The sequence below is a fragment of the Gordonia sp. G4 genome (assembly GCF_057770005.1).
In genome coordinates this window covers 2,375,544-2,389,328 of record NZ_CM173442.1, presented here as the reverse complement: position 1 = coordinate 2,389,328, position 13,785 = coordinate 2,375,544, and the positions used below count along the sequence as shown (strand labels likewise).

Annotated in this window: 16 protein-coding genes; 5 read left to right on the top strand and 11 right to left on the bottom strand. The window is 68.7% G+C overall.

Annotation, left to right across the window (positions count from 1 at the left end; translation table 11 throughout):
- Positions 1–2 precede the first annotated feature (2 nt).
- Both AC3B5T_RS10655 and AC3B5T_RS10650 read right to left on the bottom strand, forming a co-directional pair.
- Entirely contained in the window at positions 3–812 is an 810-nt protein-coding gene (locus AC3B5T_RS10655; RefSeq protein WP_010842786.1) for a transglutaminase-like domain-containing protein, read from the bottom strand.
- Positions 813–869: 57 nt separating this feature from the next.
- Complete coding sequence (locus tag AC3B5T_RS10650) at positions 870–1,997, bottom strand: ROK family transcriptional regulator (RefSeq protein ID WP_055475759.1); 1,128 nt, start codon at positions 1,995–1,997, stop codon at positions 870–872.
- 86 nt (positions 1,998–2,083) lie between these two features.
- Between AC3B5T_RS10650 and AC3B5T_RS10645 the strand changes: the two genes are divergently transcribed.
- On the top strand, positions 2,084–2,848 hold the full coding sequence (locus AC3B5T_RS10645) for an SDR family NAD(P)-dependent oxidoreductase (protein ID WP_055475758.1): 765 nt from the start codon (positions 2,084–2,086) through the stop codon (positions 2,846–2,848).
- A 6-nt stretch (positions 2,849–2,854) separates the two neighbouring features.
- Here the strand turns inward: AC3B5T_RS10645 and AC3B5T_RS10640 are convergent, their stop codons facing one another.
- Positions 2,855–4,111: a L,D-transpeptidase gene (locus tag AC3B5T_RS10640; protein WP_035717420.1), complete on the bottom strand. Its 1,257-nt coding sequence runs from the start codon at positions 4,109–4,111 to the stop codon at positions 2,855–2,857.
- Positions 4,112–4,168: 57 nt separating this feature from the next.
- Complete coding sequence (locus AC3B5T_RS10635; RefSeq protein ID WP_055475757.1) at positions 4,169–4,780, bottom strand: helix-turn-helix domain-containing protein; 612 nt, start codon at positions 4,778–4,780, stop codon at positions 4,169–4,171.
- A 47-nt stretch (positions 4,781–4,827) separates the two neighbouring features.
- On the opposite strand from AC3B5T_RS10635, the gene AC3B5T_RS10630 reads away from it, so the two are divergent.
- Together AC3B5T_RS10630 and AC3B5T_RS10625 are read left to right on the top strand one after the other, a co-directional pair.
- Positions 4,828–5,745 carry a class I SAM-dependent methyltransferase gene (locus AC3B5T_RS10630; RefSeq protein WP_055475756.1) on the top strand — a complete coding sequence of 306 codons (918 nt, stop codon included), beginning with the start codon at positions 4,828–4,830 and terminating at the stop codon, positions 5,743–5,745.
- Positions 5,742–6,725, top strand: a complete 984-nt coding sequence (locus AC3B5T_RS10625; RefSeq protein ID WP_055475755.1) for an NAD(P)/FAD-dependent oxidoreductase — start codon at positions 5,742–5,744, stop codon at positions 6,723–6,725. The genes AC3B5T_RS10630 and AC3B5T_RS10625 overlap by 4 nt, the downstream gene beginning before the upstream one ends.
- Positions 6,726–6,758: 33 nt before the next feature.
- Here the strand turns inward: AC3B5T_RS10625 and deoC are convergent, their stop codons facing one another.
- The gene (gene deoC / locus AC3B5T_RS10620) at positions 6,759–7,436 is read right to left on the bottom strand and encodes a deoxyribose-phosphate aldolase (RefSeq protein WP_014925354.1); all 678 of its coding nucleotides are present in this window, start codon (positions 7,434–7,436) and stop codon (positions 6,759–6,761) included.
- A gap of 27 nt (positions 7,437–7,463) precedes the next feature.
- On the opposite strand from deoC, the gene purU reads away from it, so the two are divergent.
- Positions 7,464–8,366: a formyltetrahydrofolate deformylase gene (gene purU / locus AC3B5T_RS10615; RefSeq protein WP_010842794.1), complete on the top strand. Its 903-nt coding sequence runs from the start codon at positions 7,464–7,466 to the stop codon at positions 8,364–8,366.
- A gap of 511 nt (positions 8,367–8,877) precedes the next feature.
- Here the strand turns inward: purU and AC3B5T_RS10610 are convergent.
- Positions 8,878–9,057, bottom strand: coding sequence for a hypothetical protein (locus AC3B5T_RS10610; protein ID WP_055475754.1), 180 nt, complete (start codon positions 9,055–9,057; stop codon positions 8,878–8,880).
- Between the two features lie 178 nt (positions 9,058–9,235).
- On the opposite strand from AC3B5T_RS10610, the gene AC3B5T_RS10605 reads away from it, so the two are divergent.
- Entirely contained in the window at positions 9,236–9,859 is a 624-nt protein-coding gene (locus tag AC3B5T_RS10605; RefSeq protein ID WP_488358625.1) for a hypothetical protein, read from the top strand.
- 7 nt (positions 9,860–9,866) lie between these two features.
- Here the strand turns inward: AC3B5T_RS10605 and AC3B5T_RS10600 are convergent, their stop codons facing one another.
- The 5 genes from AC3B5T_RS10600 to AC3B5T_RS10580 form a co-directional block, all read right to left on the bottom strand.
- Positions 9,867–11,051 carry a hypothetical protein gene (locus AC3B5T_RS10600; RefSeq protein ID WP_488358624.1) on the bottom strand — a complete coding sequence of 395 codons (1,185 nt, stop codon included), beginning with the start codon at positions 11,049–11,051 and terminating at the stop codon, positions 9,867–9,869.
- A complete protein-coding gene (locus AC3B5T_RS10595) occupies positions 11,048–11,923 on the bottom strand; it encodes a carbon-nitrogen hydrolase family protein (protein ID WP_488358623.1) in 876 nt (291 codons plus the stop codon). Before AC3B5T_RS10595 ends, AC3B5T_RS10600 begins: the two co-directional genes overlap by 4 nt.
- A 10-nt stretch (positions 11,924–11,933) precedes the next feature.
- On the bottom strand, positions 11,934–12,632 hold the full coding sequence (locus tag AC3B5T_RS10590; RefSeq protein ID WP_488358622.1) for a class I SAM-dependent methyltransferase: 699 nt from the start codon (positions 12,630–12,632) through the stop codon (positions 11,934–11,936).
- A gap of 110 nt (positions 12,633–12,742) precedes the next feature.
- Positions 12,743–13,255 carry a DUF2505 domain-containing protein gene (locus tag AC3B5T_RS10585; protein ID WP_058251265.1) on the bottom strand — a complete coding sequence of 171 codons (513 nt, stop codon included), beginning with the start codon at positions 13,253–13,255 and terminating at the stop codon, positions 12,743–12,745.
- 10 nt (positions 13,256–13,265) lie between these two features.
- Positions 13,266–13,772: a DUF2505 domain-containing protein gene (locus tag AC3B5T_RS10580; protein ID WP_435172621.1), complete on the bottom strand. Its 507-nt coding sequence runs from the start codon at positions 13,770–13,772 to the stop codon at positions 13,266–13,268.
- Positions 13,773–13,785 lie beyond the last annotated feature (13 nt).

Below are 13,785 nucleotides of genomic sequence, written 5' to 3'. Positions count from 1 at the left end.
GCTCAGCCTATCCGGATGCGCGCATTCCCGTCGTCGATCGGAAGGTCCCCTCGTACCGTCGCCGTCACCTCGTAGGAGTTGAGGTTGATCGAACCGCGATGGTTGTCGAGGAATGCGGTGTCGGCGGCGTCGCGGCCGGTCGAGATCCGCACGAGGCTCTGCCGTGGAGCGAGTCCGGTCGCGTCGACCGACACCCATTCGCCGTCCACGATCGCCTCGGCGACGGCATGGAAATCCATCGGCGAACATCCGGGCGCGTAGACCGCGACGAGCCGCGCCGGGATGTTGAGGGCCCGCAGGAGCGCGACGACGAGATGCGCATAGTCGCGGCACACGCCCGCACCGGCGAGCAGGGTGTCGGCGGCACCGTCGATGGGGTCACTCGCGCCGGGGATGTAGCTGAGCCGGTCCGACACGTAGGCGGCGACCTGCCGCAGGATCTCGCCGTCGGGCAGCGACGAGTCGAACTGACCGGCCGCGAACCCGAAGAACTTGTCGCACTCGGCATATCGGCTCGGACGGAGATAGGTCGAACGGTCGGTGACGTCGACGGGCAGCGGGTCGGCGGGGGTGAGCACCGACGCCCAGTAGTCGATGGTCAGGACACCCCGCTCGAGCTGCAACCGGTGGATGCGGGAGCCGTGCTGCCCGATCATCTCCTCCGGGGTGACCGACCGGCCGTCGAATTCGACCTTGAGTTCCTCCTCCAGTTGGAGTCCGGGCAGTCGGGCGACGGTGATCTGCATCTCCAGTTCGGTGGGGTCGTCGACCCGCACCTCGAGCCGTGCGGACACATCGCGGGGCAGCGTCATGGACTCACCGTAGGGGATGCGCGCGACAACGGCAGCGGCAGGCGGTCGGGTGACCGGTCACAACGTCGCCATCGCCGCGACCGGATCCGCGTAGATGACACTGAGCGCCACCACGATCGCCGCGCTCTCCTGCACCCGCACACCGAACCTCGAGGGCGCGATCTCCAGCGGCCACGTGAGCGTCGTGGCTTCGTCGAAGGCCGCCTGCACCGGCGCGAGCCCGTGCGGGTGCGCGGCGAACGCGTCGCCGGCGACGACGATGGCGTCGGGATTGATCACGTCCCGGATGAGCGCGACCGACTCACCGAGGACGCGGGCCCGTTCGTCGACGATCCGGGACGACGTGGGACTGATCCCGAGACGACGGGCCGCCGCCTCCGCGGCGTCGTCGCCGATGACGTTCTGCAATCGGACCCGAGTGAGTCCCGGCGCGAGCACGGGCGCCGTGACCGGCAGGTGGGCGATGGTGCCCGCCCCGCGTTCCGGCACATGCACCCGGCCGTCGAGAGTCATTGCCATCCCGGCTGTTTCACGTGCGTAGAAGAACAACCCGGAGCCCCCGTCGTCGCGCGGGTGGGTCAGCAGCAGCTCGGCGGCGGCCATCGCCTCGACGTGCTCGCACACCGACACCGGGGTGTCGAGGTGTTCGGCAAGTGTTGCGCCCACGCTGAGTTGATGCCAGCCCAGGACCCGATGGTTCACCACACCGGTCTCGGCGTCGACCGCACCGCCGACGGCGACGCCACCCCACAGCACCCGACGCCCGCTGAAGCGTGCGGCGAGTTCGGCGAGCAGTGCGCAGAGGTGCCGCAGGGCGTCCTCCTGGTCACCGGTCGGCGTGAGCACCGCATGGCTGTGCAACGTTCGTCCGCCGAGGTCGGCGATGGCGAGCACGGTTCGCCGGGCGCCGATGTGCATCCCCGCGACACACAGCGAGTCACGGTCGAGGGTCAGCGGATTCTTCGGTCTGCCAATCGATTTCGGCCCCGCCAGGTCGGGTCGTTCGACGATGAGGCCATGGGCGGCGAGTGCGTGCACCTGACGGTTGATGGTGGCCGGCGACAGACCCGTCGTCGACGCGAGCTGATCCCGGGTCACCGGACCACCGACCCGGATCGCGTGCAGGACCGCCGCCGCCGGGGTGGAGGTCAGTTGCAGCGCCGCCGGGATGACTCCCCCACGCATGCGATGAATGTAGCAGTGCGGCGGGGGCGCCGAGGCGTGCCGACGGGCTGCGCGGCGGCCTTGCGGGCATCCGTAAGGTTGAGCCCATGAGCACCGACACTGCCTCTCAGTCGACGGACAGCCGACCGATCGCCGTGGTCACCGGCGCGAGTTCGGGTATCGGCGCGGCCACCGCGCGGCAGCTCGCCACGCAGGGTTACCACGTGGTGCTCGGCGCCCGCCGGCTCGATCGGGTGACGGCACTCGCCGACGAGATCGGTGGCACGGGAAGACAACTCGACGTCACCGACGACGAGTCCGTCGCGGCGTTCGTCGCCGGGCTCGACACGGTGAACGTGCTCGTGAACAACGCCGGCGGCGCGAAGGGCCTGGACCCGGTCGCGACCGCCGACCTCGACGACTGGCGCTGGATGTGGGAGACCAACGTCCTGGGCAGCCTGCGGGTCACCAAGGCCCTGCTCCCCTCACTCGTCGCCTCGGGTGACGGACTGATCGTCTCGGTCACGTCGATCGCGGCGTTCGAGGCCTACGACAACGGCGCCGGGTACACGTCGGCGAAACACGCCCAGGGCGTCGCCCACCGGACGCTGCGCTATGAACTCCTCGGGAAGCCGGTACGGCTCACCGAGATCGCCCCGGGCATGGTCGAGACCGACTTCTCACTCGTCCGTTTCGAGGGCGATCGGGAACGCGCCGACGCGGTCTACGCGGGGCTCACGCCGCTGGTCGCCGAGGACGTGGCCGAGGTCATCGGGTTCGTCGCGTCCCGCCCGCCCCACGTCAATCTGGATCAGATCATCCTCAAGCCGCGCGACCAGGCCTCCGCCCGGAGGAACATCAAGACGGGGTAGTTGCGGTCAGCGCGGCGCCGGCGCATTCGAGGTGGGCGCCCCGCTCGGCGTCGCAGGGACCGAGGTCTCCCGGACCTCACCCTTGACGGCGGACATCCCCTGCCACGTCTCCCAGTCGTAGATCCAGTCGTAGATGTCGCCGTCGGCCTCCGACAACGCGATCCGTGTCCCGGTGACCTCCACCGGGTCGCCGTACACCGCGACCCCGAAGTAGCGTTCGGCGTCGGACTCGGACAGGTTGATGCACCCGTTGGTGACGTTGGCCGAACCCTGGACGTTCACGGTCGCGGGGTTGGCGTGGATGAACTCGCCGTTGTTGGAGATCCGCACGGCCCAGCGTTCCCTGATGTTGAAGTAGCCCGCGGCCGGGTTGCTCATGAAGAACTCTTCGTACTTCTCGGTCACCACGTGGATGCCGGAGCGGGTGACGTTGCGGTCGAGATCGCCGCCGCCGTAACTGCACGGCAGGGCCATCAGCTCGACGCCGTCGCGGAGCACGACGATCCGGTGCGAGGACTCCTCGGCCTTCACCACCTGCGCGCGCCCGATGGAGAAATCACTGGTCACATCGGCCGCCCCGTAGGCCCCGCCGCCGTGGTCGAGCCCGTAGAGCTTGGCGACCATGCTGACCTTGGTGCCGGGGGCGAAGTACTCGCGCGGCCGCCAGTGCACGCGGGAGCCGTTGTCCTCGCCGAGCCACGCCCACGACCCCTCGGTCGGCGGAGTGGTGGTGACCGTCAGCGCACGTTCGACGGCCTCCTTGTCCTCGACCGTGCCGTCGAACTTCAGGATGATCGGCGCCGCGATGCCGACCTCCTGCCCGTCGCCGATGTTGACGACGACGTTCACCTGACTCGACGGTGTCAGGGTGGTGAACGTCCCGGCGACCGGCACGACCTTGCGATCGAGACCCACCGCCGTTCCGCTCCAGGTGTATTCGGTGCCGTAGCCGAGCGGCTCGCCGATCGTGTAGCTCGTCCGGTCCGCCGACAGCTGCCCCTTCACCACGACTCCGCGTGGGTTGGTCAGTTTCACGTCGGGATTGAGGAACCCGTCGGTGGCCTTCACCGAGAACTCGGTCGTCGGGCCGGCCGGTTCGGCGTCGAGGGCGGGGGTGAAGGTCAGGCGGACCGGGGGATCGGCCGGCGTGTCCTCACCGGGGCCGAGGCCGGAGCCCGAGCAGGCCGCCACCGCGACCCCGAGCGCGCCGACCCCGGCCGCGGCGAGCACGGAGCGTCGGTTCACCGAGGTCTGAGGAGTCATCACTGCAACAACAGTACCGATGCGGCGCCTCGCATCGGTGGTGTGCGGGCCGCGGGGTCAGGCGTCCGGGGCGCCCGCGGCGTCGTCGTCGCGCGCCGCGGTACCGGTCCGCACGGACGGCAGGTGGGCCCGCTCGCCGGCATGGTCCATCATCGACAGCACCTCCACCGGACCCTCGTACGAGCAGATCGCGTGCGGGATCATCGTCGAGAACTCCGCGGCGTCGCCCTCGGGTACGAGGACGGTGCGGTCACCCAGCCACAGCTTCACCGTTCCCGACAACACCGTGAACCACTCGTAGCCGGGGTGAACACGCAGCTCACCGACGGGTTGCTCACGGTCGAAGCGCATCTTGGCGACGGTCACGCCCTGCGGCGCGTTCTCCCGCGAGAGCAGCCACATCGTCATCCCCTCCACCGTGTGCGGCTGGGGCCGGATCACTACATCGGTGTCATCGGCGGGTTCGACCAGCTGATCCAGGGTCGTGCCCAGCGCGCGGGCGATCGGCACGAGCTGGTCGAGCGCCACCCGCCGGTGCCCGGTCTCGATCCGGCTGAGGGTGGACGGCGACAGGTAGCACCGGGCGGCGAGGGCATCGAGTGTCCAGCCCCTCGCGATCCGGAGTCCGCGAATGCGCTGGCGGACGACAGCATCGAGTTCTTGCGTCATTGGCAAGATAGTATGCCATCGGGGCATGACGCCGCTACCGTGAAGACATGACCAGCACCCACCATCACCACCCGGTCGGCGACCGTCACGCGCACGCGGGCCACGCCGGCGATCACATCCACGACCACGCCGACCACGCCCGGCTCGCCGCTGTCCTCGACCTCGACGCCGAACTCATGGCCGATTATCTGGAGGACGCAGCGCGGCTGATCGAGGAGTCGTCGACACACGCGCCCGCGCGCATCGCCGATCTGGGAGCCGGCACCGGGACCGGCACCGAGGCGCTCGCGCGCCATTTCCCGCAGGCGCAGATCATCGCCGTCGACGGTTCGCCCGACATGGTCGCGCTCGTCGAACGTCGTGCGCGAGCGGGCGGTTTCGCCGGTCGGGTGACCGCCGTCGTCGCCGATCTGGACGACGGGCTACCGCCCCTGGGGTCACCGGACGTCGTCTGGGCGGCCATGTCGCTGCACCACGTCGCCGATCCGCAACGCCTGTTGCGGGAGGCCGCGACCACGCTCGCCCCGGACGGGATCGTCGTGATCACCGAGATGGCAGGCGTCCCGCGCTTCCTTCCCGCCCACGAGGACACCGAGCTGCGTGCCCTGCAGGAGCGCTGCGAGACCGCGGCGACCGAAGCCGGATGGGAGGCGCTCGTGGACTGGACCGACGCGTTCGACGCCGCCGGGTACGACGTGCTCCGTGTCGAGACCCTCCGGGTCGAGCGCAGCGATCCCGGCCAGTCGGTGGCGCGGTACGCACGGCACTGGTTCACCCAGTTCCGGCTGCGCTTGGCCGAGACCCTCGACCCCGCCGACCTGACCCGCCTCGATGACCTGACCGACGATTCCGACTCCGACGCACAGCGTCGTCTCGACGACCTGACCCTGTCCGCCGGGCGGCTCCTCTGGATCGCCCGCCCGCGCACCACCGCAATCCCCACTCCCGAGAGCGAGCAACGATGACCACCCCCGTCACAACCGGGAAGTACTCCACCACAAGCAGATACGACGTCGCCATCGTCGGCGGCGGAGCTGCCGGCCTCAGTGCCGCGACGATCCTGGCGCGGTCCTTGCGCAAGGTCGTGGTCATCGACGCGGGCCAACCGCGCAATGCACCCGCCGCCGGAGCCCACAACGTGCTGGGGCAAGACGGGACCTCGCCCCTCGACCTGCTCGCCCGCGGGCGCGCGGAGGCGACCGGGTACGGGGCCGAGATCCGGTCGGACACCGTCGTCGACGCCGCCGGCGCCATCGACGACTTCACGCTGCGTCTCTCCTCGGGCGAGGTCGTCGCGGCGCGCCGCCTCATCCTGGCGACCGGGCTGGTCGACGAACTCCCCGACCTCCCCGGGGTCGCCGAACTGTGGGGTCACGACGTGCTGCACTGTCCGTACTGCCACGGCTACGAGGTGCGCGGGACCCGGATCGTCCAGATCGCGACGAGCCCGATGTCGGCGCATCAGGCGCTCATGTTCCGCCAGCTCAGCGAGCATGTCACGGTGATCGCGCATGACCCTGCCGCCTTGTCGGCGGACGATCGTGAGCATCTCGCGGCCACCGGCATCGACGTCGTGGACGCCCGCGTCGAACGCGTCCGGACGCGGGAGCGGGACGGGGCGACCCGCCTCGACGGCGTCCGCCTGACCGATGGCACCGTGGTCGAGGCCGACGCGGTGGTCGTCTCACCGAGGTTCGTGGTCCGCGGTGAACTGTACGAGCGCCTCGGTGGCAGCCTCGTCGACGGCCCGATGGGCATGGGCGGCGTGGTCGGGACCGGCCCGATGGGTGAGACCGAGCTGCCGGGCGTGTGGGCGGTCGGCAACACCACCACGATGAATGCGATGGTGACCGTGGCCATGGGTGAGGGCGTCTCCGCCGGTGCCGCGGTCAACGCCGGACTGGTGATGGCCGACCTCCACGCCAAGGCCTCCGCCCCGGCGTGACGGACGACCACCGTGCCGGGCGTCGTCGGCCGCCTATTCGGGGAAACCGTCGAGTACGGCGGCCGACGCGGACAGACCGAGCCGGGTCGCACCGGCCGCGATGAGCTCGGCGGCGAATGCGGCGGTCCGGATTCCGCCACTCGCCTTCACCCCCATGCGATCGCTCACCGCGGCCCGCATCAGTTGCACCGCCTCGACGCTCGCACCGCCCGCCGGATGGAACCCGGTCGACGTCTTCACCATCGACGCACCGGCCCGTTCGGCGCGGCGGCACACCTCGGTGACGGTCTCCGGTCCGGCGAGTTCCAACAGCGCAGCCGATTCGATGATCACCTTCAGGAGGGTGTCGTCCCCGACGGCCTCACGGACGGTGAGGACGTCGGCGAACACCTCGTCGAACCGACCGTCGACGGCCGCCCCGACATCGATCACCATGTCGACCTCGTCCGCACCGGAGTCGACGGCCAGACGCGCCTCGGCCGCCTTGACCAGCGAATGGTGCTTTCCCGACGGGAACCCGGCCACGACGCAGGTCCGCAGTTCCCCGGTGTCGATCGGGAGCATCGACGGCGACAGGCAGACGGCGAACACCCCGAGCCGCGCGGCGTCGGCAACCGTGGCCTCCGCGTCGGCGCGGGTCGCCTCCGGCTTCAGCAACGTGTGGTCGATGATGGCGGCGACGTCGCCGCGGCGCAGGTCCTTGTTCGTCACACCGACGAGCTTGGCACACTGACTGTCGTGGCCCCCGGACAGACGACCCAGACCCAGGCAGATCAGACCGAGCACCGCTATGTGCTGACGCTCGGCTGCCCCGACCGCACCGGCATCGTGGCCCGGATCTCGACCTTCCTCACCGACGTCGGCGGCTGGATCACCGAGGCGGCCTACCACTCCGACGAGGAGACCGGCTGGTTCTTCACCCGTCAGGCGATTCGCGCGGATTCGGTGTCGTCGACCGCGGAGGAACTGCGCGCGCGCTTCGCCTCGGAGGTCGCCGCCGAACTCGGGCCCGAGACCGATTGGCACCTCACCGATTCGCGGGAGACCAAGTCCGTGGTCCTGCTGGTGAGCAAGGAGAGCCATTGCCTCATCGACCTTCTCGGCCGCGCTCACCGAGGCGAACTCCCGGCAGCGATCCGGGCCGTCGTCGGCAACCATCGCGAATTGGAGGACCTGGCCACCCGTTTCGGCGTCCCGTTCCACCACGTGCCGTTCGGGGGCGAACGCAAGGCCGAGGCCTTTGCCGAGGTGGGCCGGATCGTCGAGGGCTACGAACCCGACGCAGTCGTGCTGGCGCGCTTCATGCAGATCCTGCCGCCGCAGTTGTGTGATGCCTGGGCCGGCCGCGCCCTCAACATCCACCACAGCTTCCTGCCCAGCTTCATCGGCGCCCGGCCCTACCATCAGGCCTTCGCGCGCGGGGTGAAGCTGATCGGCGCCACCTGCCATTACGTCACCGCCGACCTCGACGCCGGCCCCATCATCGAACAGGACGTCATCCGCGTCGACCACAGCGACTCGGTCGCCGACATGGTCCGCCAGGGCCGCGACATCGAGACCCTGGTGCTCAGCCGCGGCCTGCGGTGGCACCTCGAGGATCGTGTTCTGGTCCACGGACGCAAGACCGTCGTCTTCACCTGAGGTCCCCGACACAGCGAAACGCCCCGCGACTCGAGTCGCGGGGCGGTTCCAAGTATGTTCCGGGCACTCAGGTAGTGGGCTCTTCCTCGCCGCCGAGCGAACCGGTGAGCACGTTGCCGAGGATCTCCTCGATAGCGCCGGAGATGCCACCCTCGATTACGTCAGCCATGTCTACTCCCTTCGTCATCGGTGAGATTGTTCGTTGATCACCGTCCGCTCTCACCCGTGCGTCGGCTCGAATCCGACGTTACATATTCATTTCGGGAATGTCTGCCCCTCATCGTGATCTCATCACTCGTAAACGGATGAATCGGGCGGGGAATATCTCGAATTACCAGCTGAGAGGGTACGGCAGCGGATTTGGAATCAGAATAAATCGAAACATCGAATTCAGACAATGCAGCGATAATGCAACGTCGAACGACGTGTCGTCCGACTTGAATGGACCCAAAAAGAGTTCAGCGGCTGGTGCCGCCGCGCGTCACCAACCGCTGAACCGGAATTCGTCTGCTCAGGTCTCCGAATCGCTGCCACCGAGCGAACCGCCGCCGATCGAACCCGCGTCGCCGAGCCCGCCGATGATCGCCTCGACCGCACCTCCGATCGCACCCGCTAGACCGCCCTCGACTATGCCTGCCATATCCGCCTCCTCGATGATGGTGAGATGTCCGGTGTCGGTCGCGCGTCTCACCTGGTCACACGACTCGGGTGCGACGTTACAGACCCATCACGGAATCGTCCTGCGATATGAATAATTCTTGGTTTGAATTCTCGAATGAGGATCTAAACAAAACGTGAATCTCGCGCCACCGACCTCAGAGTTGTCCCGACTGGATACATTCGCGGGAATTTCATGGTGGCATGGACCAATGGTCAGCATTCACGCGGCCGGGATCAGATCACGGTCATTGACGGCCGCCGACCGCCCGCTCGCACTCAACCTTCTCGCGGCGGGAATGCAGGAGGTCCCGGTCTATCGATGGCTATTGGGCGACGATGCCCCGGCCGAGGCATTCCGGTGGTACGGCGACATTCTCTTCACCGACCATCTGCCGGGCGCCCGGGGAATGTTCACGCCGGCCGGAGAAATGACCGCTCTCCTCGCGGTCGCCGGCCCCGATCACCGGACGCAACCGGTCGATGACGAACTGGCGGCCCGTTCACGGCATTTCGTCATCGCCCTCGACGGATTCATCACACGATTTCGAGAACTCCAGCAGAAATCCCGCGCCCGCTCTGTCGACGGCGCACACAGCATCGTCTTCGCGCTCGTCCACCCGGCCCATCGAAGGAACGGCACTCTCGCGGCAATGCTCGAACCCGTCCTGGAAGAGGCCCTCGGCGCGGGGTCGCCGGTCACCGCCAGCACGGCCGACGCCCACATGGTCGACGTGTACGCACGGAAGTGGGGCGGCCGGGTCTACGGAGAGTTCACGCTGACCGACGGACCGACGGTCTGGTTCCTGACCGTCGATCCGCCGGCGGCGGTCTGAGTCCCGGTCAGACCGAGCAACCGCCCGACTGGCTCTGCGACGACGTGCCGGTCATCTCACTGGTCAGCTGCACGTCCGAACCGCTGATGGCGAACTCGAGCCCGCTGTCGGTCACCTCGAGCGAGTCGACCTGCACCTCGTCGAAGAACGGGCCGAGCGACGACGTCGTGATCTGGTCGACGATCTGCTGCGCGAAGTCCGGCGGGATGCCGAAGACCAGAGCGCTGGCCTTCACGACCTCGAAGTCGACCCGACCGTCGTTCAGCACCGGTTTGATGGTCGCCGACACCGGCACCTGGAAGACCATGACCGGGAAGGCGGCCTGCACCTCGAAGGTGCCGTCGGCCGCATTGCCGGTGATCTGCTCGACCGCGCCGACGCCACCGGTCGGACTGCCGGTGCTCTGACCGGACGCCCCGGCCTGCTCCTTGCTGAGTTCGACGATCCGCTCGTAGGGAATGAAACCCGTGCCGTCGAGACTCTGGATGTCGGTGGAGTTCTCGGTGCCCGAGATGCCGTCGGCACGCATGTGCAGACGGACGCCCCCGGCGCTGTCATCGGTGTCGACCTGTACGAACGGGATGTCGCCGCTGCCCTGCAGGAGGATCGGCTTACGGCTGAGCGACACCTCGGTCGGCACGCCGGTCAGCCCGCTGAAGGACTCCTCGAGGCAGTTGGTGACCTTGTTGCGCAGGTACAGCTCGCTGCCGACCGCGGCGATGACCGCGAGGAGCAGCACACCGACGACGCTGAAGGCGACGATCTTGCGGGTGCTCCGCTTCTTGCGCGGGGAGGTGAGGACCGGTCCGCTGCCGGTGCCGTCGGGAGATCCCGGCGGAATCGGTCCCGAGGCGGTCGTCCCGGGCCCGTACGGGTCCTCGCCGGGCGCGAACTGCGAGGTGGGGGGCTTGGCACCGCCGATGGCACCGGTGTCGGCATCGGACGGCGGGATGGCCGAGTAGGCCTGCGCTCCCGGGACGATCGGTTCGGTCGCGAACTGCTCGGTCGCGGGCGGATCGCCCTGTTCGGCGCCGGACACCGCACGCCATTCGCCGCCCTGGCCCGTCGAGGTCGGCTCACCGGTCGCGGGATCGGGATCGCCGGGGTTGTTCGTGTTCGGATCGTGCTTGCCGGTTGCGTCGGCGGGGTCCCCGGATGAGGAATCGGGGCGGGGCGTGTTGCTGTCGCTCATGGGTTCCGTCCTGGGTCGTCTGACTCGCGGAGCCGCGTGTGGGCCGGCGTCACGTCGTTGTCCGTCTCGCCGCCGACCGGCAGTGTGCGCTCGTTGGCGAGGACTGCCAGTTGCGTACGGGCTTGGTCGACCAGTGCTAGGTCGAGGTCGTGCACGTCCACCCGGATGCTATCCGGATACGCGGCGACCAACGTACCGAATGGGTCTGTGATTTGGCTGTGTCCGATTCCGGTCGGCGCGCTCGACGACGCGGCCGCGTCGTCGGTGGGAAAAGCCTGGTCGACGGCCACGACGAAGGTCGTCGAGTCCAGCGCTCGGGCCGAGGCGAGCACCTCCCACTGACGGAGTTTGCCCGGTCCGGAACCCCAGGACGTGGGTACCACGATCACCTGGGCGCCCCTCCGCGCGAGGTGGGTGAACAATGCGGGGAATCGGATGTCGTAGCAGGTGGCCACGCCGACGGTGACGTCGCCGACCGCGAAGGTCAGCGGCTCCGCTCCGGCGGCCACGTTCTTCGACTCGGTGAATCCGAAGGCGTCGTAGAGATGGATCTTGTGGTACCCGCGGCGTGTCCCGTCCGGGTGTGCGACGACGACGGTGTTGCGGACCCGGCCGTCGCCGGCGGGTGTGAACATCCCGGCCACCACCGTGACGTCCGACGCCGCGGCGACTTCGGACACCCCGCGCGCCCACGGACCGTCGAGATCCTCGGCGACCGGCTTCAGCGGCACCCCGAACCGGCACATCGTCGCCTCCGGGAAGACGACGAGCTCGGCGCCGCGCGACGCCGCGTCCGCGGTGGCCGCACGCACCGTCTCGAGGTTGGCGGTGGGGTCGTCGGTCGAACTGATCTGGGCCATCGCGACACGCATGACGGCCACACTATCCAGCCGGTGCGACCGTCTCCCAGGGAACCGTGAGCACGTTGTCGGACAGGCGGCGCCGCGGCACCTCGCAGTCGACCCCACGGTCGCGCAGCAGACCCAGTGCATGCACCCACCGGGCGCGCGGGCCGTACGGCGCCAGCGGCGCGGCGATGTCCCAACACTGATCGGCCAGGGCCAGCAGCGTGTGGATCCGCTCGCCCGGCACGTTGCGATGGATCAGCGCCTTGGGCAGTCGCTCGGCCAGTTCCGACGGACGGTCCGAATGCTCCGGCGCCCAGCTGAGGGTCAGGCTCACCGGCCCGTCGACGTCTAGCAGCACCCAGCTGCACCGTCGGCCGATCTCGTCGCACGTCCCCTCGACGATCACTCCGCCCGGCGAGAGTGCACCGCGAATCCGGGCCCACGCGTCGTCGACCTCGTCCTCGTCGTACTGACGCAGCACGTTGAACGCGCGCACCACCCGGGGTCGCAGGCCGCCCAGCTCGAAGCCGCCGAGACCGAACCGCACGCCGGCACGGGGCTCGACCACGCGGGCAGGGTCGATCTCGAGACCGACCATCTCCAGATCCGGGGCGACCGCGCGGAGCCGTTCGGCCATCTCGACGGTCGTGTCCGGACGCGCACCGTAGCCGAGGTCGACGACCAGCGGCCGGGGCACGTCCAGGGCGGCACGCACCCGCGGGGAGTGGACCATCCACCTGTCCACCCGCCGGAGCCGGTTGATGTTCGTCGTGCCCCGGGTGACCCGGCCCTGCGGTCTGTGCTCGATGCGCTCGGACCTGACGGACGGGCGGCCGGCTCGGATCACAAGTTCTTGTCGACCCAGTCCTTGGCGTACTCCGCCTCGGCGCGGAACAGGTCGACGAGGTTGATCAGGATCATCTGCTCGAGCTTGCCGTTGACGAACGGGACGAAGACCTTCGCCTCACTGGTCCGGCGGATCGTGCAGCCACCGTTCTCGGTGGGGAAGAGTTCCTGCCAACCGTTGAGGCTGCCCGGTCCCGCCGGGATCGAGGCGTTGTAGGTGCCCTTCGTGTTGTCCGGGTCGAACGGGCCCAGGGTCTCCTCGCGGGTGATGACCATGTCCTTCTTCATCACCGTCTGCGCGAGCGCGGGCAGCTGGTCGCGCCCGATCGTCTGCTTGAGGACCACCCGGATACCCGTCTCGTCGGAGACGAAGGAATCGACCTCGCAATGCGGGGAGATCATCTGGAAGCCCGCCATCATGTCGTCCCAGTACTGCTTGATGCTCTGGGCCTGGTAGAGCTTCTCCGCGGACTGCGTGTACCGAGCGGAGTAGCTGAGCCGTCGTGCCATGCAGACCAGGCTACGTCAGCGGATTCTCGGTCTCCCACTCGACGGTATGTCCGCGCTCGGCGTCGAGCAGCGCCGACAGCTCGCTGACCACCGCCTTCTCGATCTTCCCGCCGAACAGCGGGAGATTCACCGACACCTCGGCGCGGTTGTCGGTGGTCGCCGGGTCACCCGACGTCACGGTGGTGCCGGTGATGTCGACCGGCACCGGCGCCCCGTCGACCGTGGCATGCGTCTCCCCCTCGATCCGGTCGCCGACCAGGCGGTATGTGTTCTTGCGCGGGATTCGGAGGTCGCCCGGCATGACCTTGGTGACCGCGGAGGGCAGCTTGTCGGCGGGAATGCCCTGCTGGATCTCGACGGTGACCGTGTCCTCGCCGATGGTCACCTTCTCGACATGCCCGTGCCCGGAGTTCATACGCTCCACCAGGTCGTGCCAGTACTTCTCGGTGGTGTAGATCGCCCACAGACGCGCGGTGGAGAAGGGATAGGACACCGTGTGCTGCAGCTTGCTCGCCATGATGAGAACGCTA